This is a genomic window from Aquimarina macrocephali JAMB N27, from assembly GCF_000520995.1.
GTDB lineage: Bacteria > Bacteroidota > Bacteroidia > Flavobacteriales > Flavobacteriaceae > Aquimarina > Aquimarina macrocephali.
The window spans coordinates 170,616-190,174 of sequence record NZ_JACA01000022.1; the positions used below are offsets into that span (position 1 = coordinate 170,616).

Here is a 19,559-nt window from a genome sequence, read left to right on the forward strand (position 1 = left end):
TGTTGGCAATAAAAGAAAAAAACATATTAAACCGATTGTATTTCATAGCAGCGTGTATGTTCATCTTTGCAATAGCAGTATTGGCCAAGTTAGTGAATATACAGTTTGTAGAAGGAGATATGTATCGCAAGAAAGCTCAGGAACGAGTTTTTAAAACCTTTGATATACCTGCAAATCGAGGTAATCTGTATGATAGTAAAGGAAATCTTTTAGCAACATCTGTTCCTAAGTATGATATACGATTTGATGCACTGGCAGTAAACGATAAAGACTTTAGAGCACACATTAAACCACTTTGTAAAGCATTATCCAAAGAATTTGGAAAACCGGTTTCGTATTATGATAAGATCATAAGAACAGCTAGAGCAAATAAAAATAGATACTTGTTACTACGAAGAAATTTGGGGTATTCTCAATATATGAGAGTCAAAAAATTCCCTTTGTTTGAATTTGGAGCTAATCGAGGAGGGTTAATAGTAGAACAGCGCACAGTAAGAGAACATCCTATAGGGAAAATAGCTGAACGTACTGTTGGGTATGAAAGAAGGGATGAACAAGGATATTATACCAGAGTAGGTTTGGAAGGGGCTTATGGACCATTTTTAAGAGGGAAAGAAGGAAAACGAAAAAAACAAAAGATAGCAAAAAACCAATGGAAACCTATAGGAGATGCTAACGAAGTAGAACCACAAGATGGGTATGATGTTGTTTCTACCATTGATGTAAACATACAAGATATAGCACATCACGCATTACTGGCTCAGCTTGAAACATTTGAAGCAGAGCATGGTACTGTAGTAGTTATGGAAACTAAAACAGGAGAGATAAAAGCGATCTCCAATCTGGGACGTACGAATGCAGGAAAATATTATGAGAAACTAAATTATGCTGTTGGAGAATCTCATGAACCAGGGTCTACATTTAAATTGATGACAATGGTTGCAGCTTTAGAGGATAGAGTTATAGATTCAAGTTATGTCGTAGATACCGAAAATGGTCGTGTAAAGTTTTATGATAGAATTGTAAAAGATTCTAAATGGGGAGGATACGGAAAAATATCTGCTGCAAAAGCATTTGAGTTATCCTCGAATACTGCTTTTGCTAAGATGATTAATGAAAACTATAAGGATAATCCTAGGAAGTTTGTAGATCGGTTAATTAATATGGGCCTTGGAGAAACACTTGGATTAGCAATTAAAGGAGAAGGGAAACCTAAAATCCCGTATCCAGGAGATAAAGATTGGTACGGAACCACATTGCCATGGATGGCTCACGGTTATGGAGTTGCAATTACCCCATTACAAACATTGGTTTTTTATAATGCAATCGCTAATGATGGCGAAATGGTAAAACCCAGATTCATTAAAGAAGTAAAAACTTGGGATAAAACCAGAGAGAGATTTGATAAAGAAATTCTTAATCCAACAATATGCTCTAAAAAAACTGCAAAAATCGTTCAGGAGATGATGAAGAATGTTGTTAAGAGAGGAACAGCAGATAATATTCGTACTGATAATTTTGGTATTGCTGGTAAGACAGGTACATGTTGGGGGAACTATGGAAAAGATAAAGAACGCGAATATATATCATCTTTTGCTGGTTATTTTCCTGCTGATAAACCAATCTACTCTTGCATTGTAGTGGTTCATAAACCAAATAAGAAAAAAGGATATTATGGTAGCGAGGTTGCTGCTCCGGTCTTTAAAACTATTGCCACAAAAATATATAATGATATACCAGTAATTGATGAGGTTTCTTATGCCGTTGTAGAGAGTAACTCGGTTGTTAATAGTTATGAGAAGTATTATCAGAATGCTCAAAAATACAAGACTATAATGCCTAATGTAACAGGTATGCCAGCAATGGATGTGATCTCTCTTCTAGAAAATATGGGACTGAAAGTCGAACTAAAAGGATCAGGAAGGGTGAAAAAACAATCTATAGAACCAGGAACTAAAGTAAAGATAAACCAAACAGTGAGATTAGAATTATCGTGACAGAGTTAAAAGACATTCTATATAAGGTAGCGATTAATGCCGTAGTTGGTAATACAACAATGAGCGTTAATAAGATTGAATTCGACTCAAGAAAAGTTGAACAGGACGATGTGTTTGTTGCTATTAGAGGTTCCGTTTCAGATGGTCATGATTATATAGAAAAAGCTATTAATCAGGGAGCTTTGGTTGTGATCTGCGAAAAGGTGCCAAATATTGCAGTTAGTGGTGTAACCTATGTAGAAGTTGAAGATACCCAATCTGCATTGGCGATCATGGCATCTAATTATTATGATTCTCCTTCGGGGAATCTAAAACTAGTTGGAGTGACCGGTACCAATGGTAAAACAACGATAGCAACTTTATTATATCAGCTTTTTAAGAAAGCTGGGTTTAAAGTAGGATTGTTGTCTACAGTAAAAGTTGTGGTAGATGCCAAAGTTTATGATGCGACACATACTACTCCGGATTCTTTAACTATTAACTACTACCTCAAAGAAATGAATATTGCAGGAGTAGAATACTGTTTTATGGAAGTTAGTTCTCATGGGATACATCAAAAACGTACAGAAGGATTAGATTTTGCCGGAGGAATTTTTACAAATTTATCTCATGATCATTTAGATTATCACAACACATTCAAAGAATATCGTGATGTAAAGAAAATATTTTTTGACGAACTACCGGCAAAAGCTTTTGCATTAGTTAATAAAGATGATAAGAACGGAAGTTTTATGATTCAAAACACTAAAGCAAAAAAACATAGCTATGCTTTAAAATCCTATGCAAATTATAGAGGTCAAATTTTGGAAAGTAGCCTCGAAGGATTATTACTAAAGTTAAACGATCATGAAGTTTGGGCAAAATTAATAGGGAGCTTTAATGCATACAATCTACTGGCAATTTTTGGTACTGCCGAATTATTAGGACTCGAAACCTTAGAAACTCTTCAGTTACTAAGTGACTTACAAAGTGTAAGCGGTAGATTTCAATATCTGATCTCTGATGAGAAAATTACAGCAATAGTTGATTATGCACATACACCAGATGCATTAAAAAATGTGTTAGAGACCATTAATGATATTAGAACCAATAATGAAACGCTAATTACAGTTGTGGGATGTGGTGGAGACAGAGATAAAATGAAACGCCCTGTGATGGGAAGCATTGCGGCAAGACTTAGTAATAAAACAATTTTTACCAGTGATAATCCCAGAACAGAAAATCCAGATCAGATTATAGAAGATATTGAGAAAGGAGTAGAACCACAGGATTATAAAAAAACACTGTCGATTACAGATAGAAAACAAGCTATTAAAACTGCATGCCAATTAGCTAATAAAGATGATATCATCCTTATTGCTGGTAAAGGACATGAAACCTATCAGGAAATTAATGGAGAACGCACAGATTTTAATGATTTTGAAATTGTCAAACAAGAACTAAAGAAACTAAATAAATAAATCCTTCACTCTCTTAAAAAAAGAGTAAAAGGTAATAACCTATGCTATACTATCTATTCGAATATTTGGAAAGCGAATACCAGTTCCCCGGGGCGACGTTGTTTCAGTTTATCACTTTTAGGGCAGCAATGGCAATTATTTTATCGCTATTGATCTCTACAATTTATGGTAAACGAATCATAAATTTTCTTAGAAAGAAACAGATGGGAGAAAGTATTCGGGAGCTTGGTCTGGATGGTCAAGCCGAAAAAGCTGGTACTCCAACCATGGGAGGAATTATTATTATTCTGGCAACTCTGATTCCTGTACTATTGTTTGCTAAACTTGATAACATCTATGTAATCTTATTGATCATTACTACATTATGGATGGGAGTTATAGGTTTTACAGATGATTACTTAAAAATAAAAAGAAAAGATAAAGAAGGTCTGGCAGGAAAATTTAAGATAATAGGGCAAGTTGGGCTTGGGCTTATTGTGGGATGTACAATGTATTTTCATAATGATATTACCATTAAAGAAGAAAAAGTAAAATCAGAAACAGAGCAAATTGTAAATACAGGAGAAGAGGTGTCAGATTTTAATCCAGCTATAAAATCTACAAAAACTACGATACCTTTTTTTAAGAACAATGAGTTTGACTATTCAGATTTGATAACCTGGATTAGTCCCGAAATGGAAAAATATGCTTGGTTAATTTTTATACCCATTGTCATTTTTATTGTTACAGCAGTATCAAATGGAGCTAATCTCACGGATGGGATTGATGGTCTTGCAGCAGGTTCATCTGCAATAATGGTACTAACATTAGCTCTTTTTGCATGGGTGTCGGGTAATATCATTTTTTCGGATTATCTCAATGTGATGTATATCCCAAATTCTGGAGAAATGACCATCTATATTACTGCATTTGCAGGAGCACTAGTAGGGTTCTTGTGGTATAACACTTATCCGGCTCAAGTGTTTATGGGAGATACAGGTAGCCTTACTATAGGAGGAATAATAGCAGTAATTGCAATCGCAATACGTAAAGAATTTTTGATACCAATTTTATGTGGCATATTTTTTATTGAAACCGTATCAGTAATGATGCAGGTAAGTTGGTTTAAATATACCAAAAAGAGACATGGAGAAGGAAGAAGAATATTTCTAATGTCTCCATTACATCATCACTATCAAAAAAAAGGAATACATGAAAGTAAGATTGTTACAAGATTCTGGATTGTCGGCATTTTTATGGCAATCATAGCAGTGATTACGCTTAAAGTGCGATAATATGAAAAGGCTAGTAGTGTTAGGAGGAGGAGAGAGTGGAGTAGGAACAGCTATTCTGGGTAAAAAAGAAGGATTCGATGTTTTTGTTTCAGATAAAGGAATAATTACAGATCAATATAAAGAAGTTCTTAGAAATTTTGAAATCGAATGGGAAGAACAACAGCATACAGAAATTAAAATTCTGAATGCAGATGTCGTTATGAAAAGCCCGGGGATCCCTGATAAAGTAGCATTAATAGTGAAGCTGCTCAAAAAAGGAATTCCTGTGGTGTCTGAGATAGAATTCGCTGCAAAATACACAGCCGCTCAGATTGTTGGTATTACCGGGAGTAATGGAAAAACTACAACTACAATGCTTACACATTATGTGCTTCAGCATGGTGGTTTAGAAGTTAATATGGCTGGTAATATAGGAGATAGTTTTGCAAAACAAGTAGCAGAAAAGGATGCTCCTTTTTATGTGCTTGAACTAAGTAGTTTTCAGTTAGATGGGATAAAGGATTTTGCTCCCCATATTGCTGTTCTTACTAATATTACTCCGGATCATTTGGATCGATATGAATACCAGTTTGAGAACTATATAGCGTCAAAATTCAGAATTGCAATGAATCAAAATGAAAATGATTATTTCATTTATGATGCAGACGATACAGTAATAACAGAATATTTAAAACAACACCCCGTTCGTTCAAGATTGTTGCCTTTTTCATTAACCAAAAAGGTAGAGAATGGAGCGTATTTAGAAGAAGAAAACATAACAATAATAATAGATAACAACAAAGTAATCATGCCAACAACAAATTTAGCATTAAAAGGAAATCACAATGTAAAAAACGCTATGGCCGCCGCTACAGTGTCGCAATTGTTAAAAATTAGGAAAGCTACCATTAGAGAATGCCTGGAAAACTTTCATGGAGTAGAGCATAGGTTAGAAAATGTATTAAAAATTAATAATGTACAATATATTAATGATTCTAAGGCGACAAATGTAAATGCTACATTTTATGCTTTGGATGCTATGAAATCTGCAACTGTTTGGATTGTTGGCGGGGTAGACAAAGGAAATGACTATACAGAATTGTATTCACTGGTTAATGAAAAAGTAAAAGCTATTGTTTGCTTAGGAGTAGACAACTCTAAGATTATTAATGCATTTGGAAATTGTGTTGATAATATTATAGAAACACAGTCAATGAAAGAAGCTGTAAATATGGCGTATAAAATAGCGGAGAGAAATGAAAATGTGTTGTTATCCCCAGCATGTGCAAGTTTTGATTTATTTAAAAACTACGAAGAAAGAGGAAGACAATTTAAAGAAGCAGTAAGAGAATTGTAATAAAAAAACACAAAAAATTAATAGTAAGAATGACTAAAGTATTAGCAAATATAAAAGGGGATAAGGCGATCTGGGCGGTAGCAGCTTTGTTGGCATTGTTTTCGTTCCTACCTGTATATAGTGCTAGTAGTAATTTAGCATATTTGTATGGGGGTGATGGAGATACTTTTAGTTTTTTGGTTAAACATTTTGCACATCTCGTTTTAGGCTTTTTGATAATGTATGGTGTGCATAAGATACCTCACCATTATTTTAAGGGACTTTCTATTATTATGATACCAATGGTGATTGTATTATTATTAATCACATTGGCACAGAATACAACAGGTGGAGGGACGAACGCAAGTAGATGGATTCGTTTGCCATTTGTTGGTGTAGGTTTTCAACCTTCTACTCTGGCGGCAGTTGTTTTAATGGCTTATGTTGCTAGATACCTTTCAAAAATTAAAGATAAAGCTGTTACTTTTAAAGAAACATTGTTGCCATTATGGTTACCTGTGTTTTTGGTATTAATGTTGATTTTACCTGCTAATTTTTCTACTGCGGCGATTATATTTTCTATGGTTATTGTTTTGGTGTTTTTAGGTGGATATCCATTAAAATATATCACAGTGATCTTAGGATCCGGACTTTTGATACTTACCTTTTTCATTTTGTTCGCAAAAGCATTTCCAGGAGTTTTCCCAAATAGGGTAGATACTTGGGTGAGTAGAATAGAAAACTTTACAGATAATAAGGATACTCAGGAAGATTATCAGATAGAACGCGCAAAAATTGCAATTGCCAGAGGAGGAGTTATTGGTACAGGTCCCGGAAAAAGTGTACAGAGAAACTTTTTACCACAGTCATCATCAGATTTTATTTATGCAATTATTATTGAAGAATGGGGTTTTGTTGGAGGAGTTTTTCTAATGTTATTGTACATATTGTTATTGCTAAGGTTAGTGATTGTAGCACATAAAAGTGCAGATATTTTTGGTAAGCTTTTAGTTATGGGTGTTGGGTTGCCTATTGTTTTTCAGGCATTGATAAATATGGCGGTTGCTGTAGAATTATTTCCGGTAACAGGGCAAACACTTCCGCTTATTAGTAGTGGTGGAACATCAATTTGGATGACCTGCCTGGCAATTGGTATTGTGTTAAGTGTAAGTAGTAAAAGAGAAACTAGTATAGAAGAAGAACGAATAAAAGAAAAAGAAGAGAACCCTTTAGAGGTTTTGAGTGAAGTTTTATGAGCAAAAAGCTGAGAGTCATATTATCAGGAGGCGGCACAGGAGGACATATCTATCCTGCAATAGCTATTGCTAATGAAATAAGTGATAGATATCCAGATGCTTCTATTTTGTTTGTAGGAGCAAAGGATCGTATGGAGATGCAAAAAGTGCCACAAGCTGGATATGAAATTGTAGGATTGTGGATTAGTGGTATTCAAAGAAAGCTAACATTGAGTAATTTATTGTTTCCAATAAAGCTGTTAAGTAGTCTATGGAAATCCAGAAAAATTATAAAAAGGTTTAACCCTGATGTGGTTATAGGAACTGGAGGATTTGCAAGTGGGCCATTATTAAAAATGGCAAATTCGAGAAAGATTCCAACGGTGCTTCAGGAACAAAATTCTTTTCCGGGAATTACCAATAAATGGTTGTCAAAAGGAGCGCATAAGATTTGTGTTGCTTATGATAATATGGAAAAGTTTTTTCCGAAAAGTAAAATCATAAAAACAGGAAACCCTGTTCGTCAGGATTTACTAAAAACTGAAGAAAAAAGAGATCAGGCAATTACAAAATATGCTCTTGATCCAGAAAAGAAAACGGTTTTGATTATTGGCGGGAGTCTTGGGGCAAGAAGAGTTAATCAATTAATCGAAAAAGAACTTGGTTTTTTTGCAGGAAAAGAGGTGCAGTTACTCTGGCAATGTGGTAAGTTATATTATTCAGATTATAAAGGATATACGGATCAAAAGGATGTGCAAGTACATGAGTTTTTGGATACCATGGATTTGGCATATGCGGCTGCAGATATTATTATATCAAGAGCAGGTGCAAGTTCAGTTTCAGAACTATGTATTGCTGCTAAACCAACATTGTTTATCCCTTCGCCAAATGTAGCCGAAGACCATCAAACCAAAAATGCAAAGGCAATTGTAGATAAAGATGGGGCTGTAATGTTAAAGGAGAGTGAATTAGATAACAAGTTTCAGGATACAATTTCAGAATTATTGGATTCTGAAGATGTGCAAATTAAACTTTCCGAAGGAATAAAAAAATTGGCATTACCCAATGCTACTTCGGATATAGTAGATGAGATTGAAAAATTAATACAAAATAGAGCAGTAAGAAATTAGAAGTATATAATGAACAAAGGTTTAGAGAACATACAGAATATATATTTTATCGGTATCGGTGGTATCGGTATGAGTGCTCTTGCCCGATATTTTAAATTCCTAGGTAAAAATGTAGCTGGGTATGATAAGACTCCTAGTCAAATTACTTCTGATCTAATAGCATTAGAAATTCCGATTCATTTTGAAGATAGCGTTGATCATATCCCTAAGGCATTTTTGAATATTGAGAATACGCTAATCGTATATACTCCTGCTATCCCAAAAAATCATAAGGAGTATGTGTATGTACAGAACAATGGATTTTTGATCAAGAAGAGGGCAGAAGTTTTAGGTATTATTACAAAAGATACATATACACTTGCAGTGGCAGGAACGCACGGCAAGACGACGACGACTGCAATTCTTGCACATTTACTTAAAGAAAGTGGAGCAAAGGTGACCGCTTTTTTAGGAGGGATAAGCGAAAATTATAATTCTAACTTAGTATTAGAAGGAAATGAAGTAGTTGTAGTAGAGGCTGATGAATTTGATAGATCATTTTTGCAACTATATCCGAATATAGCTGCGATTACTTCGATGGATGCAGATCATTTGGACATTTATGAAAAGGCCAATGCATTAGAAGAATCTTTTATCGAATTTTCTTCAAGAGCAAAGGATCATCTTTTGGTTCGTAATGGATTGCCCCTTTCGGGTATTACTTTTGGAATCGAAGATGATTCAGATTATTGTGTTCAAAATATAAAAATAGATAATGGAACATATGTTTTTGATTTAAAAACACCACAGAAATGTATTAAAGATTTGCATTTAAACCTGCCAGGTAGACACAACTTGTTAAATGCTATTACAGCCTTTGCTATAGCGATGCTTTACGGCTCCCCGACCGGACCTTTGGCAAAGGCTTTATTTTCTTTTAAAGGTGTACAAAGAAGATTTAGTTACCAGATTAAAACAGATGACTTGGTGTATGTAGATGATTATGCACATCATCCCACAGAGATTAATGCGTTGCATCAAGCAGTAAGAGAGATGCACCCTAATAAGAAAATACTAGCTGTTTTTCAACCACATTTATATAGTAGAACCAGAGATTTTGCTTCAGATTTTGCGCAGAGTCTTAGCCAGTTTGATCAATTACTGCTTTTGGATATCTATCCGGCAAGAGAATTACCTATAGAAGGTGTGACCTCGGATTGGTTATTAAATATGATAGATACAAAAGATAAAAAACTAATACAAAAAGATAATTTAATTGAAGCAATAGTAGGTAGTAATGCCGAGGTAGTATTAACTATTGGAGCAGGAGATATTGGAGAAGAAGTATATCGTATAAAGGAAGCTTTGTTAGTATGAAAAGAAGGATTTTGACATATTTAAAATTTAGTGGTCTGCTTATTTTAATGGTAGTTCTTTTTGCTTTTGCCAGTAAACGTAATGAGCAACGAAAGATTAATGAAGTGCTTATAGAATTTGTTGAAGAACAAGATCCTTATGTAAATGAAATAACGGTTAATAAATTGTTAATACAAAATCAGGACAGAGTTACGAACGTGGGTAAAGAAATTTTAGTTTTGAATACTGTAGAACAAAAGCTCGATGCGCATAAAATGATTGAACATTCTGATGTGTATCTTACTGTAAATGGAGAACTTAGGGCGAGAATCAAGCAACGCACCCCAATTGCTAGGGTTAATGCGGTTACTCCTTTTTATGTTGATGTTACGGGAAATACGATGCCTTTGTCTGATAGTTATTCGGCTCATGTGCCAATAGTACATAATGTATCAGAGCGAGAAGTTATTCAGATTTTTCCTTTATTAAAAAAAATTCAGGAAGATGAATTTTTAAAAAAACATGTTGTAGGGATTTACCTTAATGTCGAAGGGAATTATGAACTAGAGTTACGAGTGTACTCTTTTAAATTGGTTTTTGGGAAAATAGAAAATTTAGATAATAAGATAAAGAACTTTAAGGCATTTTATCAAAAAGCACTAAGAGATAAAAGTCTTGAAAAATATAAAAAAGTCAGTTTGCAATTTAGTAATCAAGTGGTGTGTACAATAAAATAATACCAATATGGAAAGAGAAGTAAATGAAATAGCGGTAGGACTAGACATAGGAACAACTAAGATTGTTGCCATGGTAGGGAAATATAATGAGTACGGAAAGATGGAGGTATTGGGAATTGGCAAATCCAAAAGTTTGGGTGTACACCGTGGTGTGGTTAATAACATAACACAAACAATTCAATCAATACAACAAGCAATTCAGGAAGCAGAAAGTGTTTCAGGATTAAAAATTAATGATGTAACGGTTGGTATTGCAGGTCAGCACATTCGTAGTTTACAACATAGCGATTATATCACTAGACCTAATGCAGATGCTGTAATAGATGAAGATGATATAGACAAATTATGCAATCAGGTGCATAAATTAGTGATGTTACCTGGCGAGGAGATTTTACATGTACTGCCTCAAGAATATAAAGTAGATGGTCAAGCCGAAATAAAAGAACCGGTGGGAATGTATGGAGGAAGATTAGAGGCTAATTTTCATGTAGTAGTAGGGCAAGTGACTTCTATTCGTAATATAGGGCGATGTGTAAAAAGTGCAGGATTAGAATTATCAGATGTGACTTTAGAACCATTAGCGTCGGCTAATGCGGTGCTAAGTCAGGAAGAAAAAGAAGCAGGAGTTGCACTAATCGATATAGGAGGAGGTACAACAGATTTAGCCATTTTTAAAGATGGGATTATTCGTCATACAGCAGTAATACCTTTTGGAGGTAATGTGATAACAGAAGATATCAAAGAAGGATGCTCAATCATCGAAAAACAAGCAGAATTACTAAAAATAAAATTTGGATCTGCTTGGCCTGGAGAAAATAAGGATAATGAGATTGTTTCAATTCCCGGACTAAGAGGAAGAGAGCCCAAAGAGATCACTTTAAAAAATCTTTCTAAGATTATTCATGCACGAGTAGTCGAAATTGTAGAACAGGTCTTTTTAGAGATCAAAAATTATGGACATGAATCCCCTAAGAAGAAATTAATTGCGGGAATTGTATTAACAGGAGGAGGATCACAGCTTAATCACCTTAAGCAGCTTGTAGAATATATTACAGGTATGGATACACGAATAGGATATCCTAATGAACACCTCGCAGGGAATAGCGATTCAGAAACTACGAGTCCTATGTATGCTACTGCTGTAGGATTAGTAATGGATGGATTAATACATATTAAGAAACAAAAGAAAATAAGTAAAAAAGAACCTGTTGCGAGCGTTCAACCAAAACGACAACCTGAAACAGCAGCTATAGATGATGATATCACTATTGAAGAAGAAGATCCAAGAGTTGATCTAAAACCGAGGAAGAATATTCTAGAGAAGTGGACAGAGAAATTCAAAGAATTCTTAGACAATGCAGAATAGTTAGAAGATTAAGTAATGTTCACTTTTTTTGAACAGTCAAAACATATAAAGATACAGTAGGAGAACCAGAAAATTAGCAATTATGAGTAAAAATGAGGAGTTCGAAAACATTTCGTTTGATTTACCAAAAAATCAATCTAATGTAATTAAAGTTATTGGAGTAGGAGGAGGAGGTAGCAATGCCATTAATCACATGTTCCAGCAAGGAATTAAAGGAGTTGATTTTGTCATTTGTAATACAGATGCTCAAGCATTAGAAAACAGCCCAATTCCTAATAAAATACAGTTAGGAGTTTCACTAACCGAAGGGTTGGGTGCAGGAGCAAACCCAGAAGTGGGTGAGCAATCTGCGGTAGAAAGCTATGAGGAGATAAAAACAATGTTGGATACCAATACCAAAATGATCTTTATCACGGCTGGTATGGGTGGAGGAACCGGTACTGGAGCTGCTCCTATTATTGCCAAAATGGCAAAAGAGTTGGATATTTTAACTGTTGGGATTGTTACAATTCCTTTTCAGTTCGAAGGTCGTATGCGTAATGAACAAGCGCAATTGGGAGTAGAAAAACTTCGCGCTCATGTAGATTCTTTAGTTGTTATTAATAATAATAAGCTAAGAGAAGTTTATGGTAATTTAGGATTTAAAGCTGGCTTTTCTAAGGCAGATGAAGTTCTTGCCACCGCATCTCGAGGTATAGCAGAAGTTATTACACATCACTATACGCAAAATATAGATTTACGAGATGCAAAAACAGTACTAAGCAATAGTGGTACAGCTATTATGGGGTCTGCTAATGCCTCAGGTAATAAACGTGCTCATGATGCTATTGTTAAAGCATTAGATTCTCCTTTGCTTAATGATAATAAAATTACCGGTGCTAAAAATGTACTCCTACTAATTGTATCTGGTAAAGAAGAGATTACTATTGATGAGATTGGTGAAATTAATGATCATATACAACAAGAAGCCGGTCATGGAGCTAATATCATTATGGGAGTTGGTGAAGATGAATCTCTAGAAGATGCAATCTCTGTAACAGTTATTGCTACTGGATTTGATGTAGAGCAACAAGACGAAATTGTTAATACTGAAACTAAGAAAATAATTCATACTCTAGAGGACGAACAACGTTCGGCAATACAAGACTTATCTCCTAAGTCTACAGGTAATGTTACTCCTATGCGTTCTCCTTTACCAAAGAAAAAGGAAGTAGAAGAACCATCAATTATAAAGCACGAATTAATTGAAGATGAAGAAGTAGATGAAGATTCCATATTGATACCTACAACAGATCTGCTAAAAAATATTGATGTATCCTACGAAGTAGTAGATGCGTTTTCTTCAGATAATGATTTTGTGATTATTAATGCGCAGGATATTATTAAACAAATAGAAGTTAATGATGAAAAAGAAGTAAATGCTGAAGAAGAGAAAGAAGATCAATTTGCATTAGCATTTGATATGCCTGTAGGAGGAAACGAAGAAGAATCTGTACCGACGCCAAATGCTATTTCTAATGAACAAAAAATAGAAGAGGAAGAAGAACAACCTATTGTTTTTGACCTAAGTGATGATATTCTCGATTTAGAAGTTAATGACGCAATAGAAGTGGTTCCTGTTGGAGAAACTGCATCTGAAGGAGTGCGTAAGTATAGCTTAGAGGATTATATGGAAGAAGAAAAGCGATTAACTGAAGCACAACCAGCAGAAGTTATGGAAGAAGAAGATGAAGAGATCATTTTAGAAAAGAAAATTGTAGATCCATCTCCAGAAACAGAAAAAGCAGAAGATGTAGATCCTGTTAATCAACCTATTTCTGAGACCTTAAAAGCCAGAGCAGCAGAACGTAGAGCTAAGATGAAAGAATTTAATTATAAGTTTAGAAATAGCTCTTCTAAAATTGATGATATAGAAAAAGAACCAGCCTATAAAAGAGCAGGAATAGATGTAGATACTAAACCAGATGATTCTGGATTATCAAGAACTTCTTTAGGAACCGATAGTAATGATGATATACAATTGCGCAAAAACAATTCTTTTTTACATGATAATGTTGACTAATTTCTATAATAATTAAAACAATAGTATTGTATAGAATATAAACATGTAATTCTAGCATTTCGTCTACACTTGCTCTGAGCATGTCAAAGAGTTCAGTATAGAATTGGCCAGAATTTATAAATAGAAATAGTATTTAAACTAAACCGATAATCTAGGAGTAGATTATCGGTTTATTTTTTATCTTCGCAATCCAAAGATAAAAAATCAATTATCATGAGTTTAGAGCAAAAAGTAATGACTGCAATGAAAGAGGCTATGAAAGCTAAAGATACTAATGCATTGACATCATTGCGTGCTGTGAAATCAGCTATTTTATTAGCTCAGACAGAGAGTGGAGCAAAAGAAGAACTCACCGAAGATCAGGAATTAAAATTATTACAAAAACAGGTTAAGCAACGTAAAGATAGTGCTGCAATTTTTACAGAACAAGGACGTAATGATCTGGCAGAACCCGAACTGGCGCAAGCAAAAGTGATTGAGAAATTTTTACCAGAACAATTAGGTGAAGCAGAGATTGAAAAAATAGTAGTAGATATTATTGCTAAGACTGGTGCAGAGGGAATGAAAGATATGGGTAAAGTAATGGGGATGGCAAATGCTGCATTAACAGGAAAAGCAGATGGAAAAACGATTTCTACAATAGTAAAAAGTAAATTATCTTAATATAAGAAAATGGCCTCGTGGCGCAACTGAATAGCGCATCAGATTTCGGCTCTGAGGGTTGGGGGTTTGAATCCCTCCGGGGTCACTACAAGCAGAAAACCACGCCAATGGCGTGGTTCTTTGTTTTTTGGAGAAACACAAATCTAAAAACTTTGAGGTTTCGGAAGAAAATAAAGAACTAGAGCGATAGCTCGTGGTTTTCTATTTGCAAAGGAGAGCTTAACGGGATCAACGATAGTTAATCCCTCTGAGGTCACAATAAAACCGTCTAAAAATTTGATTTTGGACGGTTTTTTATTTTTAATATAATACTTTATTTATGGTCTATTAGGCTTTAAATATTATCCAAACGTAGAAACATATTTGATAATATCGTTAGTCATTTTTCAAAACTCCTATATCATCCATAAGACGTTCTATCTCTTTATCATTGGTTCCGTCATAGATCCCTCTTATTTGTTTTTTCTTATCTATTAATACAAAATTTGGAGTATGAATAAAGTCTTGTAGTCCCCCATCACCTTCATTTACCACCGCAAAGTAGCTTTTACGTGCCAAATTATAAATGTGTTTTTTGTTACCGGTGGTAATATTCCATTTAGAATCAATAACTTTATTTTTAGTGGCATACGTTTTTAATATAGAGATACTGTCAATTTCTGGGGTAACAGAAATTGACAACAATTTTATTTGGGGGTCGTCTTTAAATACGTGTTGTAGTTTTGCCATATTGTTGGTCATAATAGGACAGATACTTGGGCATTTGGTAAAGAAAAAATCTACTACATATATTTTACTTTTGTAATCTTTTTGGGTTATCGTATCTCCATTTTGATTTATCAAGGAGAAATTGATCACTTTATGATCACGATCTTTAGCCTGTAGACCTTTATCTACCAGTTTAGGGTTAAAGTCTGCTGGGTTATATATCGGTAGTTCCTTTTTTGATGCTTGCTTACATCCATATGTAAATGCCGTTACGATCACGAAAAACACGAATGTTTTTCTATTTAAAATATTCTGTTTTATCATTGTATAGATTGATTATTCTCTCTTACAAAGACTTTTGCTTCCTTTACTTCTGGCCTGTCACTATTAGAGTTCTCGGTAAGTTTTAGTACATTTTCAAAATACTTGAAGGCTTTTTCATGATTACCGATTTTTTTAGCAGCAATAGCGGCTCCATAAATACCATTTAATCGATTTGGGTGTTCTTTTAAATTAAGTTCATAAGCGAGTAATGCTTCTTCGTTTTTACCTATTTCTAAGTACATATCTCCTAATAATTCTATAGCAGGAAGCACATCACCAGGGGTAACTGGGTGTTTACTTGTATTTCTTTCTATATCAACTGCTTCTTGCATTAATTGAAGCCCTTTTTTTATGTCATTTTTTATAAAATTCAGCCATGCCTGTAAAGTCTTGATTTGAATTTCTACTTGTTTAATTTGAATAGACTTTGTACGGTCGTTTAGTGCTATTAAATCTTGGTGTAGCTCTTTTAGGATTTCAATTTCGTATTCAGCAGAAGCAAAATCCTTTGTATGTGATGCTCCCAGACCTTTCGCAAAATGGTGTATTGCTTTTTGCCATGGAAATTGTTCCCATTTCAAGTCTATTTCTCGTAATTCTAAATTGGCAGCCTGTTCCCAATTTCTGTTTTCAAGAGCTAGTCGTGCTGGTATGGCAGTTATAGGATAGATAGCTGCCGTAATATTAGTAGGATAAAAAGATGTTAACTCTTTAATTAGATTGTATTGTTTTTTTGCATTTTCATTATCTCCCTTTTGAAGATAAGCATAAACCAAATAATCTGTAGCATGTAATTCTTCAAAATAGGCACCATCTAATGCCGCGGCCTCGGTGTAACATCTTGAACTACTTGCTGATAATAAGTTAGATTCGATAGACTCCTCCCAGATACCTAATCTTGTAAAGATATGTGATGGCATATGTTGGGCGTGAGAAGAAGAAGGAGCTATTTTGGCATAGCGTCTTGCCGTTTCTAACCCTTTAGAAGCTAAAACAGGATTGTCATAATTGTGAATAATATAGTGAGCGATACCCGGGTGATTTGGGTTGGTAGTAAAAAGGGATTCAAGAATTTCTCCTGCTTTACGCTCATTTTCATAACCTTTTGCAACTCTGTCTCTGGTAGAATATAAAGCCAAAGTATAAAAAATAGCAGCTTCTATATCATTAGGGTACTTTGTATATATCTGTTCCATTTTTTTCTCAAATCTTTTTGCTCTTATTTTATGGTCTGAAATTTCCCAGTCGGCATAAAAAGCACCAATGGCATTTATGTAATCTCTTTGCTTATCATCCATTGATAAGTCATTTGCTATTTTCAATATTTTTGAACCTTTAATTAAATCTTCTTTTGTAGGTGGAAACCAGGCAGCATGATATATGCTCATAGCAACACCCCAATAGGCCATAGGACAGTTTGGATCCTCATCAAGCACCTTTACAAATGCTTTTTCTGCTTCAGCGTATTGAAAAGAATGTAACAGAGCAACAGCCAAGTCAAAAGTAACTCTGGTTTCATAGTTGCAAGACAGTGAGAATTTTAACTCTCCAAACTGCTCTGTATTACATAATAAAAGTTCTCCTCTTTTAAGATCAATAGAAGCTAATGCTGGATTTAATTTCTTGATTTTATTTTTACATCCTAAACTGCATATAAGAGCGGTAAAACTTAAAGTGAGCAAAAAGATTTTTAGCGTTTTCATATTTTGATGTTAGTTTGTTTGAATTATTGATAAAACACTATAGCTATTTATCTATTTTATAGTTCTTCTAATAAATAGAACAACTGCCTGATTTATAAAAAAAAATAGCTACTGATGAAGTAGATAATTAGTTTTCTGTTTTTAACTTCTTTTCTTTTGTGTAAAAGGTATAATCATCGGAACCTTTTTTTGATATTCTTCATAATCTTTTCCTATTATTTTTTTCAAATCTCTTTCTTCCAAAAATTTTACAGCTACAAAAATGTAAACCGTTGTAACCACAGTAAATAATAGATGACCTAGGGTCATTGTTGGGGAAGCCCAAAAAGCGATAACAAATCCAAGCATTATGGGATGCCTAACAATTTTATAAAACAGGTTTACTTGAAATTTAGGATAACTCAATTCTTTGTCTTTAAAGTTTTCATAAATCTGGGTGAGTCCAAAAAGTTCAAAATGACTGATCATGAAAGTAGAAAGAAATACAATTGACCAACCCAAAAAGAAAATAACGGTTAATATAGTGGATATCATATTTTCTGCTTCCCAAACGACAGTGGTTATCGGTTGCCATTTCCAATATATTAACAGCAGTAAAAGACTAGAAAGTAAAACATATGTACTTCGTTCTATAGCTGGATTAATATAATTGGCAAACCACTTTTTAAAGACGGGGCGAGCCATTATACTATGTTGAACAGCAAATAAACTTAATAGTCCCAGATTTATGAGAACTGATATTGTCGTGGGTGCTTCAATACCAGAATCAATTGATTTGGGAACAACTAAATTGCCTACAAAACCAATTGCGTATATAAAGGCAATTAAAAAAACCAGGTAGGATGCACCCCCATATAAGATGATAAGTAATTTTTTCATTTTAAAGATTAATTAAAGTTTGATTGTTCCGTTACGTTTTTTTTTGACTAGATACGCTTCTTTTAATTTTTACAAAGGGGCTTTTCATTAAGAATAAAAATTGTTGCTTTCTTTCTTCTTCGAATTCTTTCAGTCCATATTTCATTTCTTTTAATGATAATTTTTTAAAGGTTCCAAATAACCGGTCCCAGATGATAAAAATATCTGCATAATTAGAGTCTGTATAATATTGATCTTGCTGATGATGAACTCTGTGTTGATCGGGGGTTACAAAAACGAACCCTACTGTAGTGTTTAACCAATCAGGGTAATTAAGATTTGAATGTTCAAAAAAGAAAAATATGTAGAGAATTAAATAGTATAGTGCCATAGCGAATACATCTGTACCAAAAATTGCAGCAGTAATCATATTACCAACTCCAAAAACAAGTATTAATTCGATCGGATGAAATCTAAATACTGTTGAGGAGTCCATAGATGTATCACTATGATGTACCCTATGAAATCTCCATAACAAAGGGATGCTATGTGTTGCCCTATGTATCCAATAGGCTGTTACGTCATATAATGCAACTGCAATAAAAAGTTTACCCCAAAATGGTAACTCTATTAAATATAAAAGGCCTATTTCATTATTGTTTAACCAATCGATACAATAGACCTGAAAAGTAACAAAGAATATATTTAGGATGATAAGGGTAATTTGAAACAGAATGTTTTGAAAAAGATGTTCTATTCGATTTTTAAATCGAAACGGAGATTTCAGGATTTGTTCTAGTGAAAAGAAAATCACAAGTAATCCAATAACAATATAGTTGGGATTAATGTTTAATATCTGATTGAGTATGTCCATAAAATTAATTTAGTTAGCACGTGAATTCATTTTGAATACCCTCATCAATACCGAGGAATACGCTATACGGTTTTGTTTATCCTATCTACTTATAATTGCATAACAAGTTTAGTCTAATACCTTAAAAATGACTTGTACTATTTGTGCGATTATTAGCAGTATTTATGAATTATAAGTTCATATCCTAAAAGCTAGTTACATCCTTCTCCAGGATCAGAGAGTATGGTAAGTATGCCTCCGTTTGACGTTTGCAGATCACAGACTTCTGCAGGTATACTAGATATTGGATTATTCGTTAAACTTAATAGTCCTAGACCTGTTAACTGACCTAACTCTGATGGTACGGTGCTTAATTGATTATTAGCTAGTGTTAAAACTACCAAAGTGTTAATGTTACCTATTGATGAAGGAATAGCCTCCAGATTATTATTGTTTACATTTAAGGTTTCTAATCCTGTTAGTTGTTGATCTATATTATCAGGGATTTTGGTGATGTTTTTGTTGTTGATTGTAATAGT

General features: G+C 34.0%; 15 protein-coding genes, 1 tRNA gene and 1 pseudogene. 12 read left to right on the forward strand and 5 right to left on the reverse strand.

The features are described from left to right. Positions 1-2: 2 nt before the first annotated feature. The 12 genes from Z054_RS0114105 to Z054_RS0114160 all read left to right on the forward strand — a co-directional run bounded on the left by Z054_RS0114105 (position 3) and on the right by Z054_RS0114160 (position 14,659). Entirely contained in the window at positions 3-1,997 is a 1,995-nt protein-coding gene (locus tag Z054_RS0114105; RefSeq protein ID WP_024770704.1) for a penicillin-binding protein, read from the forward strand. Further along, entirely contained in the window at positions 1,994-3,457 is a 1,464-nt protein-coding gene (locus tag Z054_RS0114110) for a UDP-N-acetylmuramoyl-L-alanyl-D-glutamate--2,6-diaminopimelate ligase (protein ID WP_024770705.1), read from the forward strand. Before Z054_RS0114105 ends, Z054_RS0114110 begins: the two co-directional genes overlap by 4 nt. A 41-nt stretch (positions 3,458-3,498) precedes the next feature. Then, a complete protein-coding gene (gene mraY, locus Z054_RS0114115; protein WP_024770706.1) occupies positions 3,499-4,731 on the forward strand; it encodes a phospho-N-acetylmuramoyl-pentapeptide-transferase in 1,233 nt (410 codons plus the stop codon). A 1-nt stretch (position 4,732) separates the two neighbouring features. Further along, a complete protein-coding gene (gene murD, locus Z054_RS0114120) occupies positions 4,733-6,067 on the forward strand; it encodes a UDP-N-acetylmuramoyl-L-alanine--D-glutamate ligase (RefSeq protein ID WP_024770707.1) in 1,335 nt (444 codons plus the stop codon). 29 nt (positions 6,068-6,096) lie between these two features. Beyond that, positions 6,097-7,302 carry an FtsW/RodA/SpoVE family cell cycle protein gene (locus tag Z054_RS0114125; protein ID WP_024770708.1) on the forward strand — a complete coding sequence of 402 codons (1,206 nt, stop codon included), beginning with the start codon at positions 6,097-6,099 and terminating at the stop codon, positions 7,300-7,302. Beyond that, a complete protein-coding gene (gene murG, locus Z054_RS0114130) occupies positions 7,299-8,411 on the forward strand; it encodes an undecaprenyldiphospho-muramoylpentapeptide beta-N-acetylglucosaminyltransferase (RefSeq protein WP_024770709.1) in 1,113 nt (370 codons plus the stop codon). The genes Z054_RS0114125 and murG overlap by 4 nt, the downstream gene beginning before the upstream one ends. A 9-nt stretch (positions 8,412-8,420) precedes the next feature. Beyond that, positions 8,421-9,767, forward strand: a complete 1,347-nt coding sequence (gene murC / locus Z054_RS0114135) for a UDP-N-acetylmuramate--L-alanine ligase (protein ID WP_024770710.1) — start codon at positions 8,421-8,423, stop codon at positions 9,765-9,767. Beyond that, positions 9,764-10,483, forward strand: coding sequence for a cell division protein FtsQ/DivIB (locus tag Z054_RS0114140; RefSeq protein WP_024770711.1), 720 nt, complete (start codon positions 9,764-9,766; stop codon positions 10,481-10,483). Before murC ends, Z054_RS0114140 begins: the two co-directional genes overlap by 4 nt. 7 nt (positions 10,484-10,490) lie before the next feature. Further along, positions 10,491-11,849, forward strand: coding sequence for a cell division protein FtsA (gene ftsA, locus Z054_RS0114145; protein ID WP_024770712.1), 1,359 nt, complete (start codon positions 10,491-10,493; stop codon positions 11,847-11,849). An 82-nt stretch (positions 11,850-11,931) separates the two neighbouring features. Beyond that, positions 11,932-13,911, forward strand: coding sequence for a cell division protein FtsZ (gene ftsZ / locus Z054_RS0114150; protein ID WP_024770713.1), 1,980 nt, complete (start codon positions 11,932-11,934; stop codon positions 13,909-13,911). 213 nt (positions 13,912-14,124) lie between these two features. Beyond that, complete coding sequence (locus Z054_RS0114155; protein ID WP_024770714.1) at positions 14,125-14,574, forward strand: GatB/YqeY domain-containing protein; 450 nt, start codon at positions 14,125-14,127, stop codon at positions 14,572-14,574. 11 nt (positions 14,575-14,585) lie between these two features. After that, a tRNA-Arg gene (locus tag Z054_RS0114160) sits at positions 14,586-14,659 on the forward strand. 290 nt (positions 14,660-14,949) lie between these two features. On the opposite strand, the gene Z054_RS0114165 is transcribed toward Z054_RS0114160, so the two are convergent. The 5 genes and pseudogenes from Z054_RS0114165 to Z054_RS0114185 all read right to left on the reverse strand — a co-directional run. Beyond that, positions 14,950-15,606, reverse strand: a complete 657-nt coding sequence (locus tag Z054_RS0114165) for an SCO family protein (RefSeq protein ID WP_024770715.1) — start codon at positions 15,604-15,606, stop codon at positions 14,950-14,952. Then, positions 15,603-17,309, reverse strand: coding sequence for a tetratricopeptide repeat protein (locus Z054_RS0114170; RefSeq protein ID WP_024770716.1), 1,707 nt, complete (start codon positions 17,307-17,309; stop codon positions 15,603-15,605). The genes Z054_RS0114165 and Z054_RS0114170 overlap by 4 nt, the downstream gene beginning before the upstream one ends. Positions 17,310-17,450: 141 nt before the next feature. Beyond that, positions 17,451-18,188 (reverse strand): methanethiol S-methyltransferase, encoded by a 738-nt coding sequence (mddA, locus tag Z054_RS0114175; RefSeq protein ID WP_024770717.1) that lies wholly within the window; start codon positions 18,186-18,188, stop codon positions 17,451-17,453. Between the two features lie 31 nt (positions 18,189-18,219). After that, positions 18,220-19,041 (reverse strand): sterol desaturase family protein, encoded by an 822-nt coding sequence (locus Z054_RS0114180; protein WP_024770718.1) that lies wholly within the window; start codon positions 19,039-19,041, stop codon positions 18,220-18,222. Positions 19,042-19,232: 191 nt separating this feature from the next. Continuing rightward, a pseudogene (locus tag Z054_RS0114185) lies at positions 19,233-19,559 on the reverse strand (hypothetical protein); the annotation flags it as partial.